22 protein-coding genes are annotated in these 26,999 nt (G+C 69.4%); 16 read left to right on the forward strand and 6 right to left on the reverse strand.

Annotated features, from left to right (window positions below):
- Window positions 1-13 precede the first annotated feature (13 nt).
- Window positions 14-514 (forward strand): Cys-tRNA(Pro) deacylase, encoded by a 501-nt coding sequence (gene ybaK, locus MMF96_RS08340; RefSeq protein ID WP_176615804.1) that lies wholly within the window; start codon window positions 14-16, stop codon window positions 512-514.
- A 22-nt stretch (window positions 515-536) separates the two neighbouring features.
- Here the strand turns inward: ybaK and MMF96_RS08345 are convergent, their stop codons facing one another.
- Window positions 537-1,772 carry a S9 family peptidase gene (locus MMF96_RS08345; protein ID WP_176615805.1) on the reverse strand — a complete coding sequence of 412 codons (1,236 nt, stop codon included), beginning with the start codon at window positions 1,770-1,772 and terminating at the stop codon, window positions 537-539.
- A gap of 122 nt (window positions 1,773-1,894) precedes the next feature.
- On the opposite strand from MMF96_RS08345, the gene MMF96_RS08350 reads away from it, so the two are divergent.
- The 15 genes from MMF96_RS08350 to MMF96_RS08420 all read left to right on the forward strand — a co-directional run bounded on the left by MMF96_RS08350 (window position 1,895) and on the right by MMF96_RS08420 (window position 19,815).
- Entirely contained in the window at window positions 1,895-2,386 is a 492-nt protein-coding gene (locus tag MMF96_RS08350) for a hypothetical protein (protein ID WP_256883219.1), read from the forward strand.
- Between the two features lie 14 nt (window positions 2,387-2,400).
- The gene (gene msrB, locus MMF96_RS08355; protein WP_176615807.1) at window positions 2,401-2,820 is read left to right on the forward strand and encodes a peptide-methionine (R)-S-oxide reductase MsrB; all 420 of its coding nucleotides are present in this window, start codon (window positions 2,401-2,403) and stop codon (window positions 2,818-2,820) included.
- A 185-nt stretch (window positions 2,821-3,005) separates the two neighbouring features.
- On the forward strand, window positions 3,006-4,391 hold the full coding sequence (locus tag MMF96_RS08360; RefSeq protein ID WP_256883220.1) for a DUF6421 family protein: 1,386 nt from the start codon (window positions 3,006-3,008) through the stop codon (window positions 4,389-4,391).
- Window positions 4,392-4,409: 18 nt separating this feature from the next.
- The gene (locus MMF96_RS08365; RefSeq protein ID WP_256883221.1) at window positions 4,410-5,129 is read left to right on the forward strand and encodes an SDR family oxidoreductase; all 720 of its coding nucleotides are present in this window, start codon (window positions 4,410-4,412) and stop codon (window positions 5,127-5,129) included.
- Entirely contained in the window at window positions 5,119-6,192 is a 1,074-nt protein-coding gene (locus MMF96_RS08370) for a low specificity L-threonine aldolase (RefSeq protein ID WP_256883222.1), read from the forward strand. The genes MMF96_RS08365 and MMF96_RS08370 overlap by 11 nt, the downstream gene beginning before the upstream one ends.
- Before the next feature lie 55 nt (window positions 6,193-6,247).
- A complete protein-coding gene (locus tag MMF96_RS08375) occupies window positions 6,248-6,817 on the forward strand; it encodes a DUF3000 domain-containing protein (protein ID WP_176615810.1) in 570 nt (189 codons plus the stop codon).
- A gap of 60 nt (window positions 6,818-6,877) precedes the next feature.
- Entirely contained in the window at window positions 6,878-8,299 is a 1,422-nt protein-coding gene (locus MMF96_RS08380) for an HRDC domain-containing protein (protein WP_176615811.1), read from the forward strand.
- A gap of 140 nt (window positions 8,300-8,439) precedes the next feature.
- Window positions 8,440-9,717, forward strand: coding sequence for a thiolase family protein (locus MMF96_RS08385; RefSeq protein ID WP_256883223.1), 1,278 nt, complete (start codon window positions 8,440-8,442; stop codon window positions 9,715-9,717).
- A complete protein-coding gene (locus MMF96_RS08390) occupies window positions 9,714-11,855 on the forward strand; it encodes a 3-hydroxyacyl-CoA dehydrogenase NAD-binding domain-containing protein (RefSeq protein WP_256883224.1) in 2,142 nt (713 codons plus the stop codon). The genes MMF96_RS08385 and MMF96_RS08390 overlap by 4 nt, the downstream gene beginning before the upstream one ends.
- 140 nt (window positions 11,856-11,995) lie before the next feature.
- A complete protein-coding gene (locus tag MMF96_RS08395; protein WP_256883225.1) occupies window positions 11,996-12,502 on the forward strand; it encodes a Rieske (2Fe-2S) protein in 507 nt (168 codons plus the stop codon).
- A gap of 109 nt (window positions 12,503-12,611) precedes the next feature.
- A complete protein-coding gene (aroA, locus tag MMF96_RS08400; protein WP_256883226.1) occupies window positions 12,612-15,704 on the forward strand; it encodes a 3-phosphoshikimate 1-carboxyvinyltransferase in 3,093 nt (1,030 codons plus the stop codon).
- Window positions 15,694-16,899: an acyl-CoA dehydrogenase family protein gene (locus MMF96_RS08405; RefSeq protein ID WP_256883227.1), complete on the forward strand. Its 1,206-nt coding sequence runs from the start codon at window positions 15,694-15,696 to the stop codon at window positions 16,897-16,899. The genes aroA and MMF96_RS08405 overlap by 11 nt, the downstream gene beginning before the upstream one ends.
- Entirely contained in the window at window positions 16,896-17,717 is an 822-nt protein-coding gene (locus tag MMF96_RS08410) for an SDR family oxidoreductase (RefSeq protein WP_256883228.1), read from the forward strand. The genes MMF96_RS08405 and MMF96_RS08410 overlap by 4 nt, the downstream gene beginning before the upstream one ends.
- Before the next feature lie 39 nt (window positions 17,718-17,756).
- Window positions 17,757-18,290, forward strand: coding sequence for a GNAT family N-acetyltransferase (locus MMF96_RS08415; RefSeq protein ID WP_256883229.1), 534 nt, complete (start codon window positions 17,757-17,759; stop codon window positions 18,288-18,290).
- A gap of 82 nt (window positions 18,291-18,372) precedes the next feature.
- The gene (locus tag MMF96_RS08420) at window positions 18,373-19,815 is read left to right on the forward strand and encodes an MDR family MFS transporter (RefSeq protein ID WP_256883230.1); all 1,443 of its coding nucleotides are present in this window, start codon (window positions 18,373-18,375) and stop codon (window positions 19,813-19,815) included.
- On the opposite strand, the gene MMF96_RS08425 is transcribed toward MMF96_RS08420, so the two are convergent.
- From MMF96_RS08425 to MMF96_RS08445, 5 genes are all read right to left on the reverse strand, one after another.
- The gene (locus tag MMF96_RS08425) at window positions 19,812-20,789 is read right to left on the reverse strand and encodes an aldo/keto reductase (protein ID WP_256883231.1); all 978 of its coding nucleotides are present in this window, start codon (window positions 20,787-20,789) and stop codon (window positions 19,812-19,814) included. The genes MMF96_RS08420 and MMF96_RS08425 overlap by 4 nt on opposite strands.
- Before the next feature lie 37 nt (window positions 20,790-20,826).
- Window positions 20,827-21,453 carry a hypothetical protein gene (locus MMF96_RS08430; RefSeq protein WP_256883232.1) on the reverse strand — a complete coding sequence of 209 codons (627 nt, stop codon included), beginning with the start codon at window positions 21,451-21,453 and terminating at the stop codon, window positions 20,827-20,829.
- Window positions 21,450-22,001 (reverse strand): DUF402 domain-containing protein, encoded by a 552-nt coding sequence (locus MMF96_RS08435; protein ID WP_256883256.1) that lies wholly within the window; start codon window positions 21,999-22,001, stop codon window positions 21,450-21,452. The genes MMF96_RS08430 and MMF96_RS08435 overlap by 4 nt, the downstream gene beginning before the upstream one ends.
- Window positions 22,002-22,030: 29 nt before the next feature.
- Window positions 22,031-24,025, reverse strand: coding sequence for a 1-deoxy-D-xylulose-5-phosphate synthase (gene dxs / locus MMF96_RS08440; protein ID WP_176615822.1), 1,995 nt, complete (start codon window positions 24,023-24,025; stop codon window positions 22,031-22,033).
- Between the two features lie 137 nt (window positions 24,026-24,162).
- The gene (locus MMF96_RS08445) at window positions 24,163-26,988 is read right to left on the reverse strand and encodes an aconitate hydratase (protein WP_176615823.1); all 2,826 of its coding nucleotides are present in this window, start codon (window positions 26,986-26,988) and stop codon (window positions 24,163-24,165) included.
- Between the last annotated feature and the right edge of the window lie 11 nt (window positions 26,989-26,999).

Consider the following 26,999-nt stretch of genomic DNA (forward strand, 5'->3'; position numbering starts at 1 on the left):
GGACGCCACCGGCATGGCCAGGAAGAAAAGTGCCGGAAGCACAGGCACCCCTGCCACAGCCGCCCTGGCTGCGGCAGGGGTGCCCTTCACCGCGCACGCCTACACGCACGATCCCACCGCAGCCAGCTATGGGCTGGAAGCCGCCGCCGTGCTGGGCGTGCCGCCGGCGCGGGTGTTCAAGACCCTGATGGCCGACGTCGACGGCTCCCTCACGGTGGCAGTGGTGCCGGTCAACGGCACCCTGGACCTGAAGGCCCTGGCGCATGCCCTGGGCCTGAAGCGGGCAGCCATGGCGGACCCGGCCCGTGCCCAGCGCCGCACCGGGTACGTCCTGGGCGGCATCTCGCCCCTGGGCCAGCGCCAACACTCCCCCACTGTCGTGGACGTCTCCGCCCTCCACTTCGAGACCATTTACGTCTCCGGCGGCCGCCGCGGCTTCGACGTCGAGCTTGCCCCGGCGGACCTCATCGCCCTGACCCAGGCAATGACCGCCCCGATCGGCCACCCGGCGTAGCCCGCCGGCCAGCCACCCGGGCTCAGCCCCGGGGCAGCGTGTACCGGCCCAGACGGGGGCGCAGCCAGGTTTCGACGGCGTTCTCCCACCGCTCCGGGTCCATGTTCCATTCCTTCGTGTGCCGGGCCTTGCTGAACGGCTCGAAGGTGACCATTTCGGGGTTGCGCCGGGCCAGTTCGGCCGTGGGCTCATACGGGACAAAGTCGTCGTCAACGCTGTGCAGGACCAGCACGGGGGTGCGCAGTTCGACGGCGCGGGCCACCCAGTCCATGCTCTTGAGGTCCACCGGGGCGGCCAGGCCGGTAATGCGCCGGCCCACGGGGTGGCTGAGCATGAGCTGGCCATAGCGTCCCACATAGTCGGGGATCCGGTTGAGCTGTGCCTGGTGCGCCAGGACATTGACCCAGTTGATGACCGGCCCGTCCAGGACCATGGCCAGGATGTGCCGGCGGTTGCGCGCCAGATCGGCAGCCTGCAGGCAGATGGCACCCCCCATGGAATAGCCGAACAGGACAACGTCCTTGGCGCCGTGCTGCACGGCGTAGTCGATGGCCGCCTCGACGTCACGCCACTCGGTGACGCCCAGGCCGTACCGCCGGTCCGCCGCGTAGGGGGCGTCGCCGTCGTTCCGGTAGGAGATGAGGAGGGCATTCATGCCCAGCCGGTGGGCGGCCGGCACCGACGGCAGGCCCTGGCTGCGGGTGGCACCGCGGCCGTGGACCATGACGGCCCAGGTCGGCAACGCGTTGGGTGCCCGGACCAGCCACGCGGGGGCGGGCCCGTCCGGCAGCTCGATCATGACGTCCTCGCTGTCCAGCCCCATCTCCTGCGGGTGGGCATAAATGCTCCCGGACCACCAGCCCCGGGTGGCGGTGCGCAGGTCGCCCCCCACGACCTCGAGCACTTCGCGGGTCACGCTGCCTTCGCGTGGCACATAGGAGATGATCCGGCCCACCACGGCATGGGCCCGGCCGCCGTCGAAGTAAATCGCGTAGCGGCCCTCGATGATGGTGTCCACGGTGGCCCCCAGGACCACCTGCTGCTCGGGGCCGTTGGCGATCACGGCCAGGATGGACACGTCGTCCGCCCGGGCCTTTTCCGGCGTGACCACGCGGCGGGCAAAATAGGCCGCCAGCGCCGAGGTGGCGGTGACCACGGAGAAGCCTGCCGCCCCTGCGGCCCCGGCCGCGAGCATGCCCCACTTCGCCCAATGCCGGGACTGCTGCATTGGACCGGACTGCTGCGTTGAAGATGCCATGAACCCATTCTGCCCATGCCGCGGCGGGCCCGTCGAGCGGCGCACCGGCCCTGCCGACCTTTCCCGGGCAACATTTTGGCCACGGACGCGGTTTTGCCCCGGCACCCGCCTAAGCTGGTGCCATGAGCGACGCGATCATTATCCTGACGGAAGAGCCACTGGGCCCCGGCGATGCCGCAAACATCACCGACCTGTACAGTCCCGGGGACGACGTGGAACTGGTGCTGCTGGTTCCGGCCGACACCAAGCGGCACCTGCTGGTGGACGTCATTGACCAGCTGACCATGCTGGACCTGCCGGCCGCGTTGCGGGAGTTCAGGGAAAAGCCGGATGCACAGGCCGTGCGCGCCACCGCCGAGGAGACGCTCCAGACGTCGCTGGCCGTGCTGCTGGCCGCCGGCGCCAAGGCCACCGGGCGTGTTGCCGAGGGCGACGCCGTGGCCTCCCTGGTTGCCCAGGTCACCGAGTCCGGCGCCCGCCAGGCCGTGGTGGTGACCCGCCCGCACGCCGTGGCCGACACCTTCCGGCAGGACTGGGCACACCAGGCACAGCGCAAGCTGGGGCTGCCCGTGCTGCATCTGTATGCCGGTTCGGGATTTATTGGCGACTCGTGAACGTTGAGCACAGTATGAATGATTTTGTGGCACCTACAGTGGTCAAGTCCGACGAGCAGTGGCAGCAGGAGCTGACGCCGGAAGAGTTTGCCGTGCTGCGCCGGGCCGGCACGGAGCGGCCGTTCACCGGCGAGTACTGGGACTCCACCCAGGAAGGGGTGTATGCCTGCCGGGCTTGCGGCGCGGAACTGTTCACGTCCCGTGAAAAGTTTTCCTCACACTGCGGCTGGCCGTCCTTCTTTGCCCCCCTGGCCGACGGGACCGTGCGGTACCTGCATGACAACTCCCTGGGCATGGAACGGATCGAGGTCCGCTGCGCCGCCTGCGATTCGCACCTGGGCCACCTGTTCAAGGGCGAAGGCTATGACACCCCCACCGACGAGCGCTTCTGCATCAATTCGGTCTCGTTGACGCTGAAGCCGGCGAGGGCGTAGCACGGGCCACCGCGGCGGCGCGGGCCAAGCATTTCCAACGCTTGGCCCGCGCCGCTTTTTTGTGCCGCTAAGCGTTACTATTGCTGTCGCTGAGGAATATCCAACATAAGTTTTTCTGTTCCATTGGTAGGCTTCAAAAACCGTCCAGGACGGCACGCCACACGATCAGGAAAGGATGTTCGGACATGAGCATCACCGCGGAAGCACGGGGCACCGCCCCCGGAACCAACCCCCAGGCACCCGCCACCGATCCCGCGTGGCTGGCGCTCAAGCACGCCGCGACCTCCCTGCAGGAACTCCAGGCCAAGGACGGCTCCGTGCCCAACCCGGAGGACCACGCCCGGGCCAGGGACCTCATCGCCGCCGTCACCGGCTCCATCCAGGCACTTGCCCCGTACTTCCCGCACGACGCCGGGTACCTGCGCCTTGCCGTGGAGGACTTCAACAAGTGGGTGGCCGCCGGCCTCGGCGTGCCCGACTTCCTGGACTCCCTGCTGGCCTTCCAGCCGCAGGAGCACCGCGTCGACGGCCTGGGCCACTTGGTGGTGTTCCCCATGTACACGCAAAACGGCTCCACCTCCCGCTTCGTCGAGGCCGTCCTGGTGGAGGTCATCTGGCCGGAGTTCATCGGCGAGCTGGAAGCGGGCAGCTACTCCAACAAGCTGTTCGTGCCACTGCGCTTCATCGACTTCACCCCCGGCTACGACAGCAACTCGGCCGTGCTGTTCCCGGAAAGCGTGGCCGTCCGCGAAACCCCCACCTTCACCTGGGGCGCCATCTTCCAGGACCGCGAGGCCGCGCGCTTCCGCCGCGTGGTCCGGGAGGCAGCCGCGGTGACCCGGCTGGAGGTCCCGGCGGACGCCGTCGAACTTTTGGACAGCCAGGCGCTCACGCAGGAAACGTTCGTGATGTGGGACTTGATCCACGACCGCACGCACATGCGCGGGGACCTGCCGTTTGACCCGTTCATGATCAAGCAGCGCATGCCGTACTTCCTGTATTCGCTGGAGGAACTGCGCTGCGACCTGACCGCCTACCGCGAGTCCGTGGCTGTGGAGCGCAATGACCAGGCCTCCCCCGAGGCGCGCCGGCATGCCCGGCTGGTCCAGTACGCGGTGATCTTTGACCGGATCTTCCGCTTCGCGATCACCGGCACCCGCGTGCGCAACTACGACGGGCTGGGCGGGCAGCTGTTGTTCGCCTGGCTGCACCAGCACCACGTGCTGCACTGGACCGACACGAAGCTTTCCATCGACTGGGCCGAGGTCCCGGACACGGTGATCGCCCTGGGACACGAGATCGAGGAGCTGTACTGGCGCTCGATCGACCGGCCCAAGCTGGCCCATTGGCTGGCCGCCTACGAGCTGGTCTCCGGCACGCTGGCGCCGAACCCGGCCTCCACCTGGGCCAAGGGAGCGGATGCCCTGCCGCTGACGGCGCCGCTGCGCGAGGTCACCGACCAGGTCATGGACGACGAATTCCCGCTCTCCATGTTCTACGAGGCCCTCTCCAAGAAGATGCGCGCCACCATCGAATCCACCTCCGGCATCACCGGCGCCAGCAAGGCCTAGGTGGGTACTGTAGGAGGCATGACTACCAACACCGCCCCCCTGGCCCTCGTCGCCGGCGGCAGCAGCGCCGCCGGCACCGCCGTTGCCGCAGCCCTCGTCTCCGCCGGCCTCCGGGTCGTCACCGTGGGTTCCGACGCCGGACGGATCGGGGCGGCGGCCGCCCGCACCGGCGGTGCCGTCCCCCTCGTCTGCGACCTCGCCGACCCCGCGGCCGTCTCCGCCCTGGCGGAGACGGTGCACCGCGACCACGGCGCCGTCAGCGGGCTCATCCACCTGGTGGGCGGCTGGCGCGGCGGCAGGGACCTGGCCGCGCAGACCGACGCCGACTGGGACTTCCTGCACCGCTCCGTGCTCACCACCCTGCGCAACACCACGCGCGCCTTTTATGACGACGTGGCCGCCTCCCCCGCCGGCCGCATCGCGATCGTCTCCTCCACCGCGGTCACGGCGCCCACCCCCGGCGACGCGAACTACGCCACCATCAAGGCCGCGGCCGAAACCTGGGTCCGCGCGCTGGCTGCGGGGCTGGACCCTGACGCCGGGCCGGCCGCCGTCGTGCTGGTGGTCAAGGCCCTGGTGGACGACGCCATGCGTGCCGCCGCCCCCAACCGCAAATTCCCCGGCTTCACCGACGTCGCCGACCTGGGCCAGGCCGTGTCGGGACTCTTTTCCACCCCTGCGGCGCAGCTCAACGGCGCCCGCATCGTACTCAACCAGAAGGCTTCCAGTGACCACTGACACCGTTTCCACCCCGGCCCGCCTCCACGACCCGGCCGTGCGCAGCTTTGCCTCGGACAACTATTCCGGGGTCCACCCGGAGGTGCTGGCCGCCCTGGCCGCCGCCAACGGGGGGCACCAGGTCTCCTACGGCGAGGACGTGTACACGGCACGGCTGCAGGAGCGGATGTCGGAATTGTTCGGCACGGCCGTGGAGGTGTTCCCGGTGTTCAACGGCACGGGAGCCAACGTCACGGCCCTGCAGTCCCTGCTGCCGCGGTGGGGGGCCGTGGTCTGCGCCGCCACCGCCCACATCAACTGCGATGAAAACGGGGCCCCGGAGCGGGTGGGCGGCATGAAGCTGCTGGCCGTGCCCGCCCCGGACGGCAAGCTGACCCCGGAGCTGATCGACAAGGAGGCGTGGGGCTTTGGCGACGAACACCGTGCCCAGCCACTGGCCGTCTCCATCACCCAGACCACGGAGCTGGGCACCTGCTACACGCCCGCCGAGGTCAGGGCCATCTGCGACCACGCCCATTCCCTGGGCATGAAGGTCCACATGGACGGCGCCCGGCTGGCGAACGCCGCCGCCTTCCTTGACGTGCCGGTGCGCGAGTTCACCTCCGACGCCGGCGTGGACATCCTCTCCTTTGGCGGCACCAAGAACGGCATCATGTTCGGCGAGGCCGTGGTGGCGCTCAACCCGGAGGCCGCGGACGGGCTGGTCTTCCTGCGCAAGATGAACATGCAGCTGGCCTCCAAGATGCGCTTCATCTCGGCCCAGCTGCTGGCCCTGCTGGAGGACGGCCTGTGGCTGAAGTCCGCCGCGCACGCCAATGCCATGGCTGCCAGGCTGCGTGCCGCCGTTGACGCCATCCCCGGCGTCCGGCCGACCCAGGCCACCGAGTCCAATGGCATCTTCGCCGTGCTGCCCGAAGGCGTGGCGGACCGCCTGCGCACCCGTTTCCGTTTTTACGACTGGAACGAGGCCGCCCGGGAGGTGCGGTGGATGTGCTCCTTCGACACCACGGCCGAGGACATCGACGCCTTCGTGGCGGCCATCCGCAGCGAGGTTGGCGCCTAGCTGCCGTGCGGCGCGCCTCCGGCAAATCGGGGCAGGGACGCCATAACCTGCGTACGTGAGCGCAGAACCGCAGCTTCCCGCCGACTTCCAGGCCGCCCTGGCGTCGTTGCGTGCCGCAGGCACCCGTCCCGAGCTTAAGCTTGCGGAAATACCCGCCCCTTCCCGGCTGGCCCCCTACGGGGTGGCCCTCGGCGCCGAGGTCATGTCCGGCGGCGAGGAAATCGCCACGGGGCGCTTCATCCTGCTGTACGACCCCAGCGGCTCGTCCCTGTGGGAGGGCACCTTCCGCGTTGTCACCTACATCCGGGCCGAACTGGAACCGGACATCGGCAACGACGCCCTGCTGGGGAACGTGGCCTGGGCCTGGCTGGCCGAGGCCTTGGACGAGCACGGCGCCGGGCACCGTGCCGCCGGGGGCACTGCCACCCGCATCCTCTCCGAAAGCTACGGCACCCTGGCCGGACGCCCGGACGCGGTGGACCTGGAACTGCGTGCCTCCTGGACCCCCACCAGCGCAGCCGTAGGGGGCCACCTGGAGGCCTGGTCCACCATGGTGTGCACCTTCGCGGGCCTGCCGCCCATGCCCGACGGCGTGACCCTCCTGCCGCGGCGGCGCCGGGGCTGAAGGGCGGCCGCCGGGCCACCGCCGGCCGCTGCCGGGGCGGTTCGTTAGACTGGAGGCATCATGAGTGAACCTGCCACCACAGCACACAGCCGCGTCCGGATCAAAAAGTCCACCGGAACAGGCACCCCGGGCCACACCAACCGGGCAGCTGCAGCCGGCACGGTGCCAGCCCCCGGCGAATCCTCACCCGCCCCGCTGACCTCCGTCGTGATCGACGGCGTGCGCGTGGAGCTCGGGGACCTGCCCGCCCTGGTGGAGCTGGACATGCCGCGCGAGGGCGTGCCCGAGGTCATCTCCTCCCAACCGGCGCTCGAGCGCTGCGCGGCCGCCCTGGCCGCCGGCCACGGCCCGGCGGCAGTGGACACCGAGCGGGCCTCCGGATTCCGCTACGGGCAACGCGCCTTCCTGGTCCAGATCCGCCGCGACGGCGCCGGGACCTGGCTGATCGACCCGGAGGCCTTCGACGGGCTGCAAATCATCAACGACGCACTGCGCGGCACGGAGTGGATCCTGCATGCGGCCGCCCAGGACCTGCCGTGCCTGGCGGAGGTGGGCATGTGGCCGGACAAGCTGTTTGACACGGAACTCGCCGCCCGCCTGGCCGGGCTGCCCCGCGTGGGCCTGGGCGCCGTGGTCGAATCGCTGCTGGGCTACCACCTTGCGAAGGAACATTCCGCCGCGGATTGGTCCCGCCGCCCCCTCCCCGAACCATGGCTGCGCTATGCGGCCCTGGATGTGGAGGTCCTGGCCGAGCTGGAGGAGGAACTGGTGGCCCTCCTGGAAGCCGACGGCAAGCTGGACTATGCGGCCCAGGAGTTCCAGCACCTCATCGACGCCGGTGTCCCGGCCGCGCGCGTGGATCCGTGGCGGCGCACCTCGGGCTCGCACACCATCCGCAACCGGGTCCAGCTCGCGGCCGTCCGTGAGCTCTGGTACACGCGGGACAAGCTGGCCGAGCACCGCGACATCGCCCCCGGCCGGCTGATCCCCGATTCCGCCATCATCGCCGCGGCCAAGGCCATGCCCACCACCGTGCCGGCACTGCTGGCCCTGGCCGGGTTCCACGGCCGCACGGCCAAGCGCGACGCCCCCAAGTGGCTGCACGCGTTGCAGACCGCCAAGGCCAGCACGGACCTGCCGCCACTGCAGCTTGCCACCAATGCGCCGCCGCCGCCGCGAGTATGGGCCGAACGCGATGCCGCCGCCGCCGCACGCCTTGCCACCGTCCGGCCCCGGCTGGCCGCGTTGGCCGAACTGCTGGACATCCCCGCCGAGAACCTCCTCACCCCGGACCACCTGCGCCGCATCTGCTGGCGTCCGCCGCAGGACATCACCGAAGAATCGGTGGCGGCCGGCCTGGCCGAACTCGGCGCCCGGCAGTGGCAGATTGAAAAGACCGCGCCGCTGCTCGCCGAGGCCATGGCCCACCCGGAGCCGCTGGCGCCCAGGCACCCCAGGCATGCCAACAAGGATGACCACTAACCACCGCCCGCCTCGGCCCTCTCCCCGGCGAACCGTGTTGAACTCTAAGTTACCGACGAGTAACATGATGTGTGACACAGCCGCGCCCTTCCTTCGGCAGGGTGCGGCACAGGCATGTCTTTCGCACTGAGGAGTAACAGGTGAGCCAAAATCGGCAGGTCAGGGACGTTGTCTTCGTCGACGGCGTCCGCACCCCGTTCGGACGGGCCGGGGACAAGGGCATTTACGCCGGGACGCGGGCCGACGACCTCGTGGTCAAGTGCATCCGCGCCCTCCTGCGGCGCAACCCGCAGCTTCCCCCGGAACGCATCGACGAGGTGGCCATCGCCGCCACCACCCAGACCGGCGACCAGGGCCTGACGATCGGGCGCACCGCGGCCCTGCTGGCCGGCCTGCCCAACTCCGTCCCCGGCTTCGCCATCGACCGGATGTGTGCCGGCGCCATGACCGCCGTCACCACCACGGCCTCCGGCATCGGCTTCGGCTCCTATGACGTGGTCCTGGCCGGCGGCGTCGAGCACATGGGCCACCACCCCATGGGGGCCGGAGCCGATCCCAACCCGCGCTTCCTGAGCGAGCGGATCGTGGACCCGGCGGCGCTGAACATGGGCAACACCGCCGAGAACCTGCACGACCGCTTCCCCGCCATCACGAAGGACCGCGCGGACGCCTACGCCGTGGCGAGCCAGGCAAAGTTCGCTGCCGCCAGCGCCGGGGGCCGGATCCTGCCGGACCTGGTGCCCGTCGCCACCCTGCGGCCCGGTGCCGGCTGGACCGTCAACACCGTGGACGAGCCGCCCCGCCCCGGCACCACCCTGGCGGACCTTGCGTCCCTGCGCACCCCCTTCCGCGCCCACGGCCGGGTCACGGCCGGCAATGCGGCCGGCCTGAACGACGGCGCCACCGTGGCACTGCTGGCCTCTGCCGGGGCCGCGGAGGAGCTTGGCCTGCCGGTCAAAATGCGCCTGGTGCAGTACGCCTTCGCCGGCGTCGAACCCTCGGTCATGGGGATCGGCCCCGTCCCCGCCACCGAAAAGGCGTTGAAGCTGGCCGGGCTCACGATCGATGACATCGGCCTCATTGAAATCAACGAGGCCTTCGCCGTCCAGGTGCTCTCCTTCCTGGACCACTTCGGGATCGCCGACGACGACCCGCGCGTCAACCGCTACGGCGGCGCCATCGCCGTCGGCCACCCCCTGGCCTCCTCCGGCGTCAGGCTCATGACCCAGCTGGCGCGCCAGTTCGCCGAGGACCCGTCCGTGCGCTTTGGCATGACCACCATGTGCATCGGCCTGGGCATGGGCGCCACCGTGATTTGGGAAAACCCGCACTTCACCCCCAACCGCCCCCCAACCTCGCAAGCCCGCCCGGGGACCCCTGCGGCCGTGGCCCCCAATACCGAAGGGAGCGCCGCATGAGCGCCCGGGACTTCACGCAACTCACGGAACTGTTCCCCGACGAGGTGGTCACCCACTCCTACGTCCAGGACATCGCGCTGCCCGGCGTGGGAGGGGCCCCCGGCGCCGGCACGCTGGCCCTCATCACCCTGGACAACGGCCTGGACCACCGCCGGCCCACCACGCTCGGGCCCAACACGCTCGTGGAGCTGGGCACCGTGCTGGAGGCCCAGCGGGACCGCGCCGCCCGCGGGGAAATAACGGGCGTCGCCGTCACGGGCAAGCCGTTCTTCCTGGCCGCCGGCGCGGACCTCTCCGCCGTCAAGGGCCTCAAGGACAGGGACGCCGGCCGCCTCATGGCCCGGCTGGGCCACGACGTCTATTCCACGCTGAACAACCTGGGCGTGCCCAGCTTTGTGTTCATCAACGGCATGGCCCTGGGCGGCGGCCTGGAACTCGCGCTGAACGCCACCTACCGCACGGTGTCCTCCGGCGCCGGCGCCCTGGGCCTGCCCGAGGCGTTCCTGGGCCTGGTGCCCGGCTGGGGCGGCGTGTACCTGCTTCCCCGCCTGATCGGCCCCGCCAATGCGGTGAAGGTCATGATCGAGAACCCCCTCGCCAACAACCGCACCCTCAGCGGACCGGCAGCGTTCCGGCTCGGCCTCGCCGATGCCCTCTTTGAACCGGCCGACTTCGTGGAGCAGTCGGTGGACTGGGCCGCCCGCGTCCTGGCCGGCGCGGAGGCGGTCAGCCGGCCCAACGCCGTCGCCGCACCGCTCAGCGCGGAGGACAGCGCGGCCTGGGATGCCGCCGTCGCCCATGCCCGGGAGGTGGTGGAGGCACGGACCTCCAACGCCGCACCGGCCCCGGCCCGCGTCATCGAACTGCTCGAGAAGGGCAAGCACTTCACCAAGGCCGAATCCTTCGCCGCGGAGGACGACGCCCTGGCGGAGCTGATCACCACGCCCCAGTTCAGGGACACCGTCTACGCGTTCCTGGACCTGGTGCAAAAACGCGGCAAGCGGCCCGCCGGAGCCCCCGACGCCACGCTGGCACGGCCCGTCACCAAGGTGGGCGTGGTGGGCGCGGGCCTCATGGCCGGCCAGTTCGCCCTGCTCTTTGCCCGCCAGCTCAAGGTCCCGGTGGTCCTGACGGACATCGACCGGGAGCGCGTGGACCGCGGCGTGGCCCACGTCCACGGCGAGGTGGACAAGCTGCTCGCCAAGGGCAGGATCAGCCCGGACGCCGCCAACCGCACCAAGGCACTGGTCACCGGGTCCGTGTCCAAGGATGCCTTCGCCGACGCCGACTTTGTGATCGAGGCCGTGTTTGAAGAGCTGGACATCAAAAAGCAGGTCTTCGCCGAGGTGGAGGCCGTGGTCTCCCCGGAGTGCATCCTGGCCACGAATACCTCCTCGCTGTCCGTGACCGCCATGGCCGCGGATTTGAAGCACCCCGAACGGCTGGTGGGCTTCCACTTCTTCAACCCCGTGGCGCTCATGCCGCTGCTGGAGATTGTGCGCGCCCCCAAGACCGACGACGCCGTCCTCGCCACCGCGTTCGCCACCGCCAAGGCGCTGCGCAAGACGGCCGTGCTGGTCAAGGACGCACCCGCGTTTGTGGTCAACCGGGTCCTGCTGCGGCTCATGGGCGAGGTCTCCAGGGCCTTTGACGAAGGCACCGAGGCCCACACCGCCGACACCGCGCTGCGCCCGATGGGCCTTCCCATGACACCGTTCACGCTGCTCGCCATGGTGGGGCTGCCGGTGGCCCAGCACGTGACCGAATCCATGCACGCCGCGTTTGGCGACCGCATTGCCGTCTCGGCCAACCTGCAGGCTTTGATCGACGCCGGCAAAAAGGGGCTGTGGGAGACGGCCGCGGACGGCTCGCGGTCCGTCCCGGCCGACACCCTCGCGCTGCTCACGTTCGGCAACACGCCCTCCACCGGGGAGGAGGTGCTGCGCAGGACCCAGGACGCGCTGGCGGAGGAGATCGGGCTCATGCTCGCCGAAGGCGTCGTGGCCGGGCCGGAGGACATCGACCTGTGCATGGTCCTCGGCGCCGGCTGGCCCATGCACCTGGGCGGCATCACCCCGTACCTGGACCGGACCGGCGCCTCCCAACGCGTCAACGGCCGGCCCTTCCACGCCGCCTGAACCACCCCGGCACCCAACACCCCCAGCACGACGCCGGCCGCGCACCCGGGTGCGCGGCCGGCGTCGGGCGCGGGGCCGCACCCAGCCTGCTGGCAGGCCCCGTGGGGGAAACGCCCGGGCCGGGCTGGGACAATGGGTCCATGACCTTTCAGACCCTCCCCGTGGAAACCGCACCTGCCGAACCCGCACCCGCTGCGGGTTCGCCCGTTTCACCGACCCGCCGCAACGTCTTGCGCGCCACGACGGCCGTCACCGGCGGGGCCTGTGCCCTGGCCCTGGCTGGGTGCGTGCCCGCCGCACCGTCCGGCCCGTCCGCGGGCAAGGTGCCGCTGCCCATCCCCAAGACGGGCAAGCCGGTGCGCGTGGGCCAGCTTTCGCAACTCGCCGTCGGCACTACGGCCGCGGGGACGGCCAACGGCGTCAACGTGGTCCTTTTCCGGCCTGACGCCACCACGGTGCTGGCCTACAGCGACGTCTGCACGCATGCCGGCTGCGCCGTGGCACCGGACGGCACGGACTTCAAGTGCCCCTGCCACAGCTCCGTGTTCAACGGCGCCGACGGCACGGTGGTTTCCGGCCCGGCCAAGGCACCGCTGCCCCGTTACGCGGCCGCGATCGATGGCGACTGGGTGACCGTCAGCGTCTGACGGCACACCCGCACCCGATTCCTGCCCAATCCCACAGTCATCGCGTAGGCTGGCATCAAAGCCCCTGTGAGGGCGGACACAGAGACCTTGTCAATGGAATCGGGTGCGAATGGTGCATTTATCAGTCGTTGGAACTACCGACCTTGTCCGGGGAACAGTGCTTGTTCCCAACTCGAAATACCACGCCCACCGCGCGCTGATCCTCGCGTCCCTGGCTCCCGGCACCAGCCGGATCCAGGGCCTGAGCGACGCCCGCCACGTGCAGTACACCGTCTCCGCCCTGCGCTCCCTGGGCACGCGCATCGAGGTGGAGGGGGACACCTTCATCGTCCACGGCGGGCCGTACCGTGCCCGGACCGGGACGGTCTCGGCCGGCAGCTCCGGCACCACCCTGTACTTCCTGGCCGGCCTGGCGGCCCTGGCCGACCGCGACGTGACGGTCACGGGCCAAAAATACTTTGCCCACCGGCCCGTCGGCCCTCTCCTGGCCGGGCTGCGCCAGATGGGCGTGGAGGCCCATTCGCCCACGGACTGCCCCCCGCTGCACATCAAGGCCCGCCGGCCCACCGGCGGCGTGGTGCACATTGCCGGCACGCTTTCCCAGTGGGTTTCGGGGCTGGTCCTGGCCGCCCCGTTCGCCGTCGACGAGACCACGGTGGTGGTGGACGGGCCCCTGAACGAGCGCACCTATGTGGAGCTGACCGTGCGCATGATGCGCCAGTTCGGCCTGCAGGTGGACGTCGCCCCCGACTGGCAGCGCTTCCGCATCCCGCCCAACCAGCAGGCCCGCCCCGTGGACCTGGTCCTGCCGCCGGACATCGGCTCCGCCGCCTTCGGTTTGGCCGTGGCGGGCCTGCACCCTGCCGACATCCTGCTCAAGGGCCTGCGCCAGACCAGCTCCTCCGGCACCGACCACCCCGAATCCGAGCTCCTGGACATCGTCTCCGCCATGGGCCTGCCCATGGCCTACGACGCGGCGGAGGACTGTGTGCGGGTGCGCCACAACGGCGTGCGGCTCAAGCCCGTGGAGGTGGACTGCCGCACCGTGCCGGACATGCTGCCCATCCTGTCGGTGATGGCCGCCCTGGCCGACGGTGAAAGCGTGTTCCACCATGTGGAGCATGTGCGCCTGAAGGAATCCGACCGGGTGGTGGCCATGCTGCAGCTGAACTCCATGGGCGCGGACCTCACCTTTGACGGCACCGACCTGCGGGTGCGCGGGGTGCCGCGGCTGGCCAGCGCCCACCTGTCCTCCTTCAACGACCACCGGGTGCTGATGTCCCTGGCCATTGCCGCCACCGCAGCGGAGGGCCGCTCCCTCCTGACCTACCCGAACGCCTACCGGATCTCCTACCCCATGTTCCTCGATGCCATGCAGACCCTGGGGCTGGACATGGAGGTGGAACCGGGGCCGGCGCGCGAAAGCCGCACCGCCGCCCTGGCCGAGCAGGCCGCCGTCAGCGACTCGCTGGCCCGGGCCGAAGATGCCGGAACGCTCACGGCCTCCGACTGGATCCGCAAGTGGGCCGCGGAGAAGCCGCACGCGCTGGCCGTGGTCGACGCCCGCTGGGACACGACCCCGCACCTGAGCTGGCAGGCCCTGGACGACGACGTCGACCGTGCCGCAGCCGTGTTCCTCTCCCTCGGCGTGGGGCACGGGGAACGGATTGCCGTCCAGCTGCCCAACTGGCGCCAGTTTGTGGTAATTGCGGCCGCCGCCATGCGGATTGGCGCCGTGGTCTGCCCCATCATGCCGATCTTCCGCCAACGCGAAATGGCGTACGCCCTGCGCCAGTCCCAGGCCAGGGTCCTGATCGTGGCCGACAACTTCCGCGGGCGCCAGCACTCGGATGAAACCGCCGCCCTCCTGGACGAGGTGGCCGCCGGGCGCGATCCGGCCCTGGAGGGGATCAGGGTCGAGCACGTGTTCGTCGTCCACGGCACCCCGGGCACGGCACGGCAAATGCCGCCGGGCACCGACGGCCCCGGCCCGGCGCAGTGGCGGGCCTGGCACCAGGCCCGGGCCTCCGTGGCCGTGGACCGGGCGGCCATCGACGCCCGGGCGCCCGGGCCCGACGACGACGCCCAGCTGCTGCTGACCTCCGGCACCTCCGGACCGCCCAAGGGCGTGCTCCACACCCACCGCAGGCTCTCCCGTGCTGCCGCGCTGCAGGCGGCACAGCTGGGGCTGGACGGTTCCGACACCGTGTTCATCCCCTCGCCGCTGGCCCACCAGACGGGATTCCTGTACGGGATGTGGCTGGGCTTTGTGCTCGGCGCCCCGCAAATTGTCCAAAGCGTGTGGGATCCGGAACGGGCCCTGGCCGTCCTGCGCGACTGGGAGGGCAGCTTCGTCCAGGCGGCCACCCCGTTCCTGACCGACCTGGTGCGGGCGGTGGAAGAGGGGGCGCCCGCCCCCGCCCGGCTCCACACCTTCGTGGTGACCGGTGCCGCGGTCCCCCGTGCGCTCGCAGAGCGCGCCACCCGGGTCCTCGGTGCGGCGGTCTGCGGCGCGTTCGGCACCACCGAGACGGGCCTGGCCACGCTGTCGGCCCCCTACGATCCGCCGGCCAAGGCGTGGGGCACCGACGGCCGGGCCCTGCCCGGCGTGCGGCTGCGCATCATCGACGACGACGGCCGCCCGCTGCCTCCCGGGGCCGACGGCAACCTGGAAATCTTTGGCAACACCGTTTTTGACGGGTACCTGAACCGGCCCGAGCTGGCCGCCGAAACGTTCACCGCGGACCACTGGTACCGCACCGGCGACGTCGCCACCCTGGACGACGACGGCTACCTGCGCATCACCGGGCGCGTCAAGGATGTCATCAACCGCGGCGGGGAAAAGCTGCCGGTCTACGAGATCGAGCAGTTGCTGCACACCCACCCGGCCATCGGGGAGGCCGCCATCGTGGCGATGCCCGACCCCCGGCTGGGCGAGCGCGCCTGCCTCTTTGCCACGCTGGTCCCCGGCGCGGACCTTGACTTCGCCGGGATGCAGGAGTTCCTGGACGCCCACGGCGTCAGCAAGCACTACTGGCCCGAACGGCTGGAGATCGTGGACGCCATCCCGCGCAACGTTGTGGGCAAGGTGCAAAAATTCATGCTGCGCGAACGTGCCGCCCGGCTCGTGCCCCACACGCCGTCCGGCGGGGCAGCGGCGCACGACGTTGAAGGACGAGGAAAGGACAGCAATGAGCATTGACCAGTTGGAGGGCCTGGACGGACGGGGCACCGCCGTCGACCCCGCACGCTACGCCCAGCTGCTCGCACAGGTGACGGCCTGGGTGGAGGGGCCCGGGGAGAAATGGGCCGGCGTGATCGAGTCCACCGGCACCGTGCCGGCAACACTGCGCACGGAGCTGCGGGAACGCGGCTTCCTGGGGCTGGCAGCCCCCCGCGAACTGGGCGGGGCGGGGCTTTCCTTCACACAGTGGATGGGGCTGATGGAGGTGTTTTCACGCTCGCACGCCTCGATCCGGATGATTGTCCACGTGGTCAACGGCACGTGGCGCTCCATGAACCCGCACGCCACGGAGGAACAGCGGCGGCGCTTCGTGGTGCCGTCGGTGGCCGGTGACATCACGGTGGCGTTCACGCTCACCGAGCCGGGCAACGGCACCGGCGCGGACATCACCTCCACCGTGCGCCGGGAGGGGGACACCTACCTGCTCAACGGCGCCAAGCACCTGATCACCTTCGGGGTGGACTGCGACTACTGGCTGCTGTTCGCCCGGCTGGAAGGCAGCAGCGGCAAGGACGGGACCGTGGGGCTGCTGGTGCCGCGGGACTCCCCCGGCGCCGTCGTGGAGGACACCTCGAACACGATGGGCGTGCGCGGCACCGACCACGCCCGGCTGTCCTTCCATGACACACCCGTGCCCGTGGCCAACCGGCTGGGGCGCGAAGGCGACGGGCTGGCCATTGCGCTGGGCGGCTTCCTGACCCCGAGCCGCATTTCCGTGGCCATGAGCTGCGTGGGGCTCGCCGAGCGTGCACAGGAACTGGCCGTGGCGTATGCCCGGCGCCGCGTCACGTTCGGCAAGCCCATAGCCTCCCGGCAGGCCATAGCCTTCATGCTGGCCGAAAACGCGGCCGACATCCAGGCCGCCAGGGCGCTGGTCATGCACGCCGCAGCCCAGTGGGAAGCCGGCGCCGGCGACGCCCCGGCCCTGTCCTCGATGGCCAAGCTGACCGCGGTGGACATGCTCACCCGCGTCACGGACAAGGCCCTGCAGGTGCACGGCGGGCTCGGCTATTGGAAGTCCGAGCCCATTGAACGGGTCTACCGGGATGCGCGGGCGCAGCGCTTCGAGGAAGGCACCAACGAGATCCAGAAGACGGTCATTGCGAAGGACCTCCTTGACCGGGCGGCAGCAAGGGAAGAGGTTGGTTCATGAACGGAAAATACGACGGCAAGATTGCCGTGATCACCGGCTCCTCACGCGGGATCGGCCGACACCTGGCGCTGACGCTCGCCGCGGAGGGGGCGGCCGTCGTCGTCAACTACCGCCAGAACGCTGACCTGGCCGACGACGTCGTGGCCGAGGCCAGGCGCCTGGGCGGCCGGGCCATCTCGGTCAAGGCCGACGTTGAGGACCCGCAGGGCATCGCGGAGCTGTTCACCGCCGTGGCGGCCGAATACGGCCGGCTGGACTTCTTTGTCAACAACGCCGCCGCCGCGGCCTTCAAGAAGATCGTGGACCTGAAGCTCCACCACCTGGACCGCTCCTACGCCATGAACCTGCGCCCCTTTGTGCTGGGTGCCCAGGAAGCCGTGAAACTCATGGACAACGGCGGGCGGATCGTGGCCATCACCAGCTACGGCAGCACGCACGGCTTCGCCAGCTACGCCGCGCTGGGCCCGTACAAGGCGGCGGTGGAGTCCTTCATCCGGTACATGGCGGTGGAGTTTGCCGGCTACGGCATCAACGTCAACGGCGTCAACGGCGGACTCATCCAGTCCGACTCCCTGGACTTCTTTTACGGCATGCCCGGCATGGCACCCATGGAGCGGGTGCTGGAGACCATTCCGCTGGGCCGGCCGGGCACCGTGGCCGACATGGCCAATGCCGTGGAGTTCCTGCTTTCCGACAAGTCCTCCTACATGACCGGGCAGACCCTGGTGGTCGACGGCGGCATGACGGTGGCGGCTGCGCCCTACTACCACCAGGTCACGGAGCCGTTCACGCTGCCGAAGCGGCCCACGCGCGGATAGCGGTGGGCCGGGGCGCCGGGCTCCCGTACGCTGGAAGGCATGAGCGATGTGCTGGCAGGTTCCGTTTCCATCCGCCCCCTGGCGGTGTCGCACGCCGCCGCGCTGGCACGGGCCTACACCCGCAACCGGGCCTACCTGCACCCGTGGGAGCCCCGCCGGCCTGGCGCCTTTTACACGGCGGAGGGCCAGCGGGAGCGCCTGGCCGACTCGATGGCCGGGCAGGCTGCCGGGCTGAACTTTTTCTGGGCCCTGTTCGACGGCGCCGAGGTGGTGGGGTGCATTTCCCTCACCGACATTGTCCACGGCGCGTTCCAGAACGGGCATGTGGGCTATTGGATTGCGCAGGATTTCCAGGGGCGCGGCTTGGCGACGGCCGCCGTGGGGTTTGTCGTTGGCTTTGCCACCCGCCTGGGGCTGCACCGGCTGCAGGCCGGGACGCTGGTGCACAATGCCGGCTCGCAAAAGGTCCTGGCGCGCAACGGCTTCGAGGAAATTGGGCTGGCGCCACGGTACATCATGATCGACGGCTCCTGGCAGGACCACACCTTGTTCCAGAAGCTGCTGCACGACTGAGCCGTGGCCTCGACAGCCGGCACCGCCACGCACTAGGATGTGAACCCTGCCCGCTCCCCACTCCTGTTGTCGAAGGCCCGCCATGTCCCGGGACACCCCCAAAACACTCAACGGTGCCGTGGCCCCTCCCACGGACCGCCTGCCACGCCAGTCCGTCACCGTCATCGTCACGCTGCTGGCCGCCACGTTCGTCGTCATCCTGAACGAAACCATCATGAACGTGGCCCTGCCGCGCCTCATGACGGACCTGGGCGTCAGCTCGAGCACGGTCCAGTGGCTGGCCACCGGCTTCATGCTGACCATGGCCGTGGTCATTCCCACCACGGGCTTCATCCTCGAACGGCTCACCACCCGGCAGGCCTTCCTGACGGCGATCGGCTTTTTCAGCGCCGGCACGGCCCTGGCAGCGGCGGCCCCCGGCTTCCCCGTCCTGCTGCTGGCCCGGGTCATCCAGGCCTGCGGCACCGCCATCATGCTCCCGCTGCTGATGACCACCATCCTGACGCTGGTGCCCGTGGCCCGCCGCGGGATGGTCATGGGCAACGTCACCATCGCCATTTCGGTGGCCCCCGCCCTGGGCCCCACGGTCTCCGGTTTCATCCTGGAGCATTTTTCCTGGCGCTTCATGTTCATCTTTGTGCTGCCGGTGGCGCTGGTTGCCATGGCCGTCGGTGCCAGGTTCCTGACCAACGTGGGCGAAACCGGGCGCCAGCGGCTCGACGCCGGATCGGTCGCCCTGAGCGTCCCCGCCTTCGGCGGCCTGGTATACGGCCTGAGCGAGATTGGGGCGGCCGCCCCGGGGAGCGGGGCCAACGTCCCGGCCATCGCCGCCCTCGCCGCCGGTGTGGCCGCCCTGGCCCTGTTCGTGGCACGCCAGCTGCGCCTGCAGCGCTCCGGCGCACCGCTGCTGGACCTGCGCGCGTTCCGCTTCCGCATGTTCACCATTTCCACGCTGCTCATGGTGGTGGCGATGATGGCACTCTTTGGCGGTGTCCTCCTCCTGCCCATCTACCTGCAGTCCGTGTTGCACGTCGATGCCCAGACAACCGGCCTGATCCTGCTGCCGGGCGGGCTTGTCATGGGGCTTTCGGGACCGTTCATCGGGCGCTTGTTCGACAAAATCGGGCCCCTGCCCCTGACGGTATCCGGCGCCGTGCTCATGGTGCTGTGCCTGTGGCAGTATTCGCAGCTGGACAACCACACGGCGCTCTGGTGGATCATCACGGTCCAGACGGCACTCAACCTGGGCCTGGCGCTCATGTTCACACCGGCGTTCACAACGGGGCTCAACCCGCTGCCGCCGGCCCTGTATTCACACGGCTCGGCCATCATGAGCACGCTGCAGCAGGTGGCCGGTGCCGCCGGGACCGCCCTGCTGGTCTCCATCTACGCGCTGGTGTCGGCCCACGGCGACCTCGTCGCGGGGATGCGGGCGGCGTTCCTGGCCGCCACGCTCATGGCCTTGGGCGCCGTCGTCCTGGCAGCACTCATGCGCCGCACGGCCCCCGACGGGGACACCGCCTAGAACAGGGCGACTTTCGGAGTCCGCGGGAAGATTTCATCGAGTTCAGCCAGGTCGGCCGCCGTGGGCCGCCAGGCGGCGGCCGCGGCGTTTTGGCGGATTTGCTCCGGCTTCGTGGCGCCCGCGATGACACTGGCCACGGAAGGCTGCGCCGCCAGCCAGGAAAAGGCCACCTCCAGCTCGGTCAGCCCGCGCCCGGCGGCAAACGCGCCAAAGGCCTTCAGCTGGCCGTAGTCGGCGTCGGCCACCATGTTTTGGCGCGTGTGCGAGAGCCGGCTGCCCTCGGGCACCTTCCCGGAGCTGTACTTGCCCGTCAGCAGTCCGTTGGCCAGCGGGAAGTACGGCAGCACGCCCAGCCCATAGGCCCCGGCGGCAGGGACCACCTCCAGTTCGGCGCGGCGGTCCAGCAGGTTGTAGTGGTTCTGGCTGGAGATGAAACGGCTCCCGCCCAGCTGGCGGGCCGTGAACTCGGCCTCGGACACCTGCCAGCCGGCCATGTTGGAGTGGCCGATGTAGCGCACCTTCCCGTCCTGGACGAGCCGGTCCAGGGCACTGAGGGTCTCCGCAATCGGCGTGTGCGGGTCCGGGGTGTGGAACTGGTACAGGTCGATGAAGTCGGTGCCGAGCCGGCGCAGCGACGCCTCCACGGCGGCAATGATGTACTTCCTGGAGCCGCGCCAGCCCCAGTCCACGCCGTTCGCCCCGGCGGCATCCATGCCGAACTTCGTGGCCACGATGACATTTTCCCGCTCGGCGCCCAGCGCCTTGCCGAGGATCGTCTCACTCAGCCCGGGCACCTTCCCATAGGTGTCCGCCACGTCAAAAAAGGTGATGCCGGCGTCCAGTGCGGCATGGACGACGGCGTTGCTCCCCTCCTGCGTTTCGGTCACGGTGCCGCTGCGGCCCAGGTTGTTGCACCCGAGCCCCACGGTGGAAACGGTCAGTCCGGAGGCGCCCACTTGGCGGAAGTCAGTCATGGATCCACCCTAGCGAATGCTGCGGCGGCCCATGGACTCAGAGCGTGAACGCGGTGCCGCCGGACGGGGAATGCCTGGCCTTGAGGGCGCCGGGGTCGTTGGCGGGGGCCGTGCCGATCGACAGCTTGGTGAAGTCGAGCTTTTCCTCGCGGATGCACACCTTGATGTTCGCCACGGCGCGGGCGGCGTCCGGGGCCAGGATGTGGATGTTCAGCTTGCCGGTGCCGTGCGGACCGGCCGTGAACTCGGTCTTTTCCACGATGCCGCTGCCGCGCCAGGCCAGGTGCGCGGTGAGCGCCTCCCGGGCCTTTTCCTCCAGGTACCTGTCCCGGTCGGTGACGCGGTCGTTCTTGAGGGCAAACTGGGCCACCACCAGGAACTGTTCCCCGCGGCCCAATTCCGCGTAGCCGTCGGCCAGGCACTGTTCCTTGAACGCGGCAAGCATGCCGAAGGCCTCTTCCGCGGTGGCCGTTTCGGATTCCCTGGTGGCGCTCTGGTGCCCCACGGTGCCGTGGTTGAGGACGAACCAGGCACCGTCCTCCCCCGTCGCCCCCTCGTCAACCCAGGCTTCACGGAAAACGAGTGCGCCGCCGTCGTCCTTCCGGTACAGGCGCACAATGTTGGGGTCGGCGGCAGCCTCCACAAAGTCCTCGGTGCTGCTCACGACAATGTCCTTCCCAGGGTGAACCAGGCCGCGTCGCGGCCGTCGAAGGGCGCCCGGCGGGACGCAACGGCGTCCATCAGGGCCGCCGCGGCCGATTCCATGCGGGTGCACAGTTCGGCCGGGTAATGCATCTCAAGGCGGTGTGCGGCGAATTCGTCTTCGTCGTCCAGGAACAGCCCGCGGTCCCTGGTGCGGACCACGTCCAGGTCCATGTCCACCATGTGGAATTCCACCACGGCGGGCCGGATCCGCTCCCAGGACAGGTCGAAGGCCAGGTCGATGTAGAGTTCGACGCCGTCGGGGTGCGCGCCGTCGTAAAACGTCGCCACCCAGTCCCCCGTGTGCGGGACGAGGAGGACGGCGTCGGAGCCCGTGTAGAGCGCGGCGCCGGGGCGGGAGATGAACTCCCCCGTGCCCTGGAAGATCCAGTGGCCGTGGACGTCGCTGCCCAGGTAGCGCCCGGGCACCACCCAGTGGGCGGTGCCGTCGTATTTGCGGTTGCGGGCCACCACGAGGTCCCCCGGGGCCGGTGCCGCGGCAGGGCGCATGTCCGCCTGCGGGCCGGGCTGCAGGGCCGTCACAGGATGGGCAGCTGTCCGGTGCGTGGTGCCGGCTGGCCCGGCAGCGGGCGGGCGAAGGGCACCTTGGTGCCCAACACCTGCTCAACAACGTCCTGGGCCACGCGCTGGGCGGTGAGGCCGATGCGTTCCAGGACCTCCGCGCGCGTGCCGTGGTCCAGGAACTCGACGGGCAGGCCCACCTCGTTCAGGGCGGTGTCCACACCGGCTGCCCGGAGTTCCTGGCGGATGCGCGAGCCCACGCCGCCGGCGCGCACGCCGTCCTCAATGACAATGACGATGCGGTGGCGCGAGGCCAGGCTGAGGATGGAGCGCGGGACCGGCAGTACCCAGCGCGGGTCCACCACGGTGGAGGTGATGCCCTGGGCGCTGATGCGGGCGGCAACGTCCAGGGCCAGTTCACTCATGGCGCCGACGCTGACAATGAGCACGTCCGTGTCGTCGTCGTCGTCCCCGCTGCCGGGCATGGCGTGGTCCGTCCGGGACAGCACGTCGACGCCGTCGGAGAGGCGTTCAACCGCCTTGACCCCGGGACCCACCTTGCCCTTGGAATAGCGCAGCACCGTGGGGGCATCCACGATGGCGACGGCCTCCCGCAGTTCCTCGCGCAGGCGCTCGGCATCCCGCGGCGCGGCCAGGTGCAGGCCCGGCACAATCTGCAGCATGGACAGGTCCCACATGCCGTGGTGGCTGGCGCCGTCGGGCCCGGTCACGCCGGCCCGGTCCAGGACCACGGTGACGCCGGCCTTGTGCAGCGCCACGTCCATGAGCAGCTGGTCAAAGCCGCGGTTGAGGAACGTGGCGTACATGGCAACCACGGGGTGCAGCCCGCCAAAGGCCATGCCCGCCGCCATGGTGAGGGCGTGCTGTTCGGCAATGCCGACGTCAATCACGCGGGCCGGATGCTTGTCCGCCATCTGTGCCAGGCCGACGGGAATCAGCATGGCGCCCGTGATGGCGACGATGTCCTCCCGTTCATCGGCGATGGCGGCAATCTCGTCGCCAAAGACGCCCGTCCACGACTTTCCGGCCGGCGTCCCCACGGACACGCCGGTCTGGGGGTCGATGACACCCACGGCATGGAACTGGTCTGCCTCGTGGGCGCGTGCGGGCGCATAGCCGCGGCCCTTTTCGGTGAACGCGTGGACGATGACGGGCCCGCCGTAGTTCTTCGCCGCCGTGAGGGCCGCCTCCATGGCCTTTTCATCGTGGCCGTCCACGGGACCCACATATTTAAGCCCCAGGTCGTCAAAGAGGCCCTGCGGCGCCCACCAGTCCTTCAGGCCCTTCTTGGCGGCGTGCAGCCCCTTGTACAGGAACTTGCCGGCCGCATTGCCGTCCTGCAGCCGCTGCTTGCCCCAGTCCATGGCGGCCTCGTACTTGCGGTGCGTGCGCACATGGTCGATGGCGGGGCGCAGCGAGGCCAGGTAGTCGGCCAGCCCGCCCACCGTGGGTGCATAGGAGCGGCCGTTGTCGTTGACCACGATCACGACGCGGCGGTCCTTGTCCGCGGCGATGTTGTTCAGCGCCTCCCAAGTCATGCCACCGGTCAGGGCGCCGTCACCGACCACAGCGACGACGTACCTGTCGCCTTCGCCGTTGAGCTTGCGGGCACGGGAAATCCCGTCGGCCCAGGACAGGGAGGATGAGGCGTGGGAGGATTCGACGATGTCGTGCCCGGACTCGGCGCGGGAGGGGTAGCCGGACATGCCGCCCTGCTGGCGGAGCGTGGAAAAGTCCTGCCGTCCGGTGACCAGCTTGTGCACATAGGACTGGTGGCCGGTGTCAAAGACGATGGAGTCCCGGGGCGAGTCAAAGACGCGGTGCACGGCCAGGGTGAGTTCCACCACGCCCAGGTTGGGGCCCAGGTGTCCGCCGGTCTGGGAAACGTTGCTGATCAAGAAATCCCTGATTTCCTGTGCCAGCGCCACCATTTGGGTGTCGCTGAGCTTGCTCAGATCCCGCGGATGCGTGATGGTTTCCAAAAGTCCCACTGGTACCTCCCTGGGTCAACTCTCAACGTCTAACAATATCGCGTCATGAACGCCCGGCCCGACACGGGCGGCCTTAACGCCGCAGGGGCGGGCGCCCGGGGTCCGGGTGCCCGCCCCTGCGTGGGACGAACGGTGCGCTAGTTCGCGGAGATCTGGCGCAGCACGTACTGCAGGATGCCGCCGTTGCGGTAGTAGTCCGCCTCGCCTGGCGTGTCGATGCGCAGCACGGCGTCGAAGCTGACGGACTTGCCGTCCCCGGCCGTGGCCGTGACCTTCAGCGTCTTGGGCGTGGTGCCGTTGTTCAGCCCGGTCACACCCTCCACGGAGAACGTCTCGGTGCCGGTCAGGCCCAGCGACTCGGCGTTCTGGCCCGCCGGGTACTGCAGCGGGAGCACGCCCATGCCGATGAGGTTGGAGCGGTGGATGCGCTCGTAGCTTTCGGCGATGACGGCCTGGACGCCCAGCAGTGCGGTGCCCTTGGCGGCCCAGTCGCGGGATGAACCCGAACCGTACTCCTTGCCGGCCAGGACCACCAGCGGCGTGCCGGCCGCCTGGTAGTTGACGGAAGCGTCGTAGACGTAGGCCTGCGGGCCGCCCTCAACGGTGAAGTCGCGGGTGAAGCCGCCTTCGACGTTGTCCAGCAGCTGGTTGCGGATGCGGATGTTCGCGAACGTGCCGCGGATCATGACCTCGTGGTTGCCGCGGCGCGAGCCGTAGGAGTTGAAGTCCTTGCGCTCCACGCCGTTGGCCAGCAGGTACTGTCCGGCCGGGGTGTCCGACTTGAAGGACCCTGCGGGGCTGATGTGGTCGGTGGTGACGGAGTCGCCCAGCTTGAGCAGCACGCGCGCACCGGCGATGTCCTTGACCGGCTCGGCTTCCGCCTTCATGCCGTCAAAGTACGGGGGCTTGCGCACGTAGGTCGACTTCGGGTCCCATTCGAAGATGTTGCCCTCGGGGGTTTCCAGCGACTTCCAGCGGTCGTCGCCGTCGAAGATGGTGGCGTAGGAGTTCGTGAACATCTCGCGGTCGATCGAGGCGTCCATGACTTCCTGGACCTCCACCGGGTTCGGCCAGATGTCCTTGAGGAACACGTCGTTGCCGTCGGCGTCCTTGCCCAGGGCGTCGGCGACAAAGTCGAAGTCCATGGAACCGGCCAGTGCATAGGCGATGACCAGCGGCGGGGAGGCCAGGTAATTCATCTTCACGTCCGGGTTGATGCGGCCCTCGAAGTTGCGGTTGCCCGAGAGAACGGCCGTGACCGAGAGGTCGTTGTCCGCGATCGCCTGGGAGATCTCGGAATCCAGCGGGCCGGAGTTGCCGATGCAGGTGGCGCAGCCGTAGCCCACGGTGTAGAAGCCGAGCTTCTCCAGGTAGGGCACGAGGCCGGACTTCTCGTAGTAGTCGGTGACAACCTTGGAGCCGGGGGCCACGGAGGTCTTGACCCAGGGCTTGGAGACCAGGCCCTTGTTGACCGCGTTGCGGGCCAGTACGGCGGCGGCCAGCATCACGGACGGGTTGGACGTGTTGGTGCAGGAGGTGATCGAGGCGATCGAGACGGCACCGTGGTCAAGCTCAAACTCGACGCCGGATTCGTTCTTCACGTGGATCGGTGCGGACGGGCGGCCGTCCGCACCGGCTGCGGCGGAGACCACCTGGCGGATGATGTCGTGCTGGTGCGTGTCCGGGTGCGTGAAGGACGGGGCGTCGGAGGCCGGGAAGGACTCTTCCAGCGACTCGTCGACGGAGTTCCCTTCGGCAAAGCCGTCCTCGGAGACGTAGTTCTTCAGGTCCGAGCGGAACTGGGCCTTGGAGTTGCTCAGCTCGATGCGGTCCTGCGGGCGCTTCGGTCCGGAGATGGACGGCACCACGGTGGAGAGGTCCAGTTCGAGGTACTCGGAGAACTTGATCTCCACGGAGGGGTCGTGCCACAGGCCCTGCTCCTTGGCGTATGCCTCCACGAGGGCAAGCTGCTCGTCCGAGCGGCCGGTCAGGCGCAGGTAGTCCAGCGTGACGTCGTCGATCGGGAAGATCGCGGCCGTGGAGCCGAACTCGGGGCTCATGTTGCCGATCGTGGCACGGTTCGCCAGCGGCACGGCGGCCACGCCTTCACCGTAGAATTCGACGAACTTGCCCACCACGCCGTGTTTGCGCAGCTTCTCGGTGATGGTCAGCACCACGTCGGTGGCGGTGGCGCCGGCCGGGATGGAGCCGGTCAGCTTGAAGCCGACAACGCGGGGAATCAGCATGGAGACGGGCTGGCCCAGCATGGCCGCCTCGGCTTCGATGCCGCCCACGCCCCAGCCCAGCACGCCCAGGCCGTTGACCATGGTGGTGTGGGAGTCGGTGCCGACGAGGGTGTCCGGGTAGGCGCGCAGCACGCCGTCAACCTCGCGGGTCATGACGGTACGGGCCAGGTATTCGATGTTGACCTGGTGGACAATGCCCATTCCCGGGGGGACGACCTTGAAGTCCTCAAAGGCGCCCTGGCCCCAGCGCAGGAACTGGTAACGCTCCCCGTTGCGCTGGTACTCAATCTCCATGTTGCGCTCGATCGCGCCGGAGTTGCCGAAAACGTCAATCTGCACGGAGTGGTCAATGACCATCTCGGCGGGGGCCAGGGGGTTGACCCTGGTGGGGTCCCCGCCCAGTTCCTTGACCGCTTCACGCATGGTCGCCAGGTCAACAATGCAGGGTACGCCGGTGAAGTCCTGCATGATGACGCGCGCGGGGGTGAACTGGATTTCGGTGTCGGGCTCCGCGTTGGGGTCCCAACCGGCCAGGGCCCGCACGTGGTCGGCCGTAATATTTGCACCATCTTCGGTGCGCAGGAGGTTCTCCAGCAATACCTTGAGGCTGAACGGAAGGCTCTTCGCGCCTTCAACCGAGTTCAGCCGGAAAATCTCGTATTCGGTGCCGGCTACATCAAGTACGCCTTTGGCACCGAAACTGTCCACATTAGTCATGGATGGACTCC

The sequence above is a fragment of the Arthrobacter sp. STN4 genome (assembly GCF_024539665.1).
GTDB lineage: Bacteria > Actinomycetota > Actinomycetes > Actinomycetales > Micrococcaceae > Specibacter.

Excerpts from the sequence above, each read along its gene's own strand:
- MMF96_RS08435 (WP_256883256.1), bottom strand. The coding sequence starts at position 22,001 with ATGCGCCCTGCCGCGGCACCGGCCCCGGGGGACCTCGTGGTGGCCCGC.
- MMF96_RS08345 (WP_176615805.1), bottom strand. The coding sequence starts at position 1,772 with ATGGCATCTTCAACGCAGCAGTCCGGTCCAATGCAGCAGTCCCGGCAT.
- MMF96_RS08415 (WP_256883229.1), top strand. The coding sequence starts at position 17,757 with ATGAGCGATGTGCTGGCAGGTTCCGTTTCCATCCGCCCCCTGGCGGTG.
- MMF96_RS08410 (WP_256883228.1), top strand. The coding sequence starts at position 16,896 with ATGAACGGAAAATACGACGGCAAGATTGCCGTGATCACCGGCTCCTCA.
- MMF96_RS08425 (WP_256883231.1), bottom strand. The coding sequence starts at position 20,789 with ATGACTGACTTCCGCCAAGTGGGCGCCTCCGGACTGACCGTTTCCACC.
- MMF96_RS08360 (WP_256883220.1), top strand. The coding sequence starts at position 3,006 with ATGAGCATCACCGCGGAAGCACGGGGCACCGCCCCCGGAACCAACCCC.
- aroA (WP_256883226.1), top strand. The coding sequence starts at position 12,612 with ATGGTGCATTTATCAGTCGTTGGAACTACCGACCTTGTCCGGGGAACA.
- MMF96_RS08395 (WP_256883225.1), top strand. The coding sequence starts at position 11,996 with ATGACCTTTCAGACCCTCCCCGTGGAAACCGCACCTGCCGAACCCGCA.
- MMF96_RS08380 (WP_176615811.1), top strand. The coding sequence starts at position 6,878 with ATGAGTGAACCTGCCACCACAGCACACAGCCGCGTCCGGATCAAAAAG.
- MMF96_RS08350 (WP_256883219.1), top strand. The coding sequence starts at position 1,895 with ATGAGCGACGCGATCATTATCCTGACGGAAGAGCCACTGGGCCCCGGC.
- ybaK (WP_176615804.1), top strand. The coding sequence starts at position 14 with ATGGCCAGGAAGAAAAGTGCCGGAAGCACAGGCACCCCTGCCACAGCC.
- msrB (WP_176615807.1), top strand. The coding sequence starts at position 2,401 with ATGAATGATTTTGTGGCACCTACAGTGGTCAAGTCCGACGAGCAGTGG.
- MMF96_RS08405 (WP_256883227.1), top strand. The coding sequence starts at position 15,694 with ATGAGCATTGACCAGTTGGAGGGCCTGGACGGACGGGGCACCGCCGTC.
- MMF96_RS08390 (WP_256883224.1), top strand. The coding sequence starts at position 9,714 with ATGAGCGCCCGGGACTTCACGCAACTCACGGAACTGTTCCCCGACGAG.
- MMF96_RS08445 (WP_176615823.1), bottom strand. The coding sequence starts at position 26,988 with ATGACTAATGTGGACAGTTTCGGTGCCAAAGGCGTACTTGATGTAGCC.
- MMF96_RS08365 (WP_256883221.1), top strand. The coding sequence starts at position 4,410 with ATGACTACCAACACCGCCCCCCTGGCCCTCGTCGCCGGCGGCAGCAGC.
- MMF96_RS08420 (WP_256883230.1), top strand. The coding sequence starts at position 18,373 with ATGTCCCGGGACACCCCCAAAACACTCAACGGTGCCGTGGCCCCTCCC.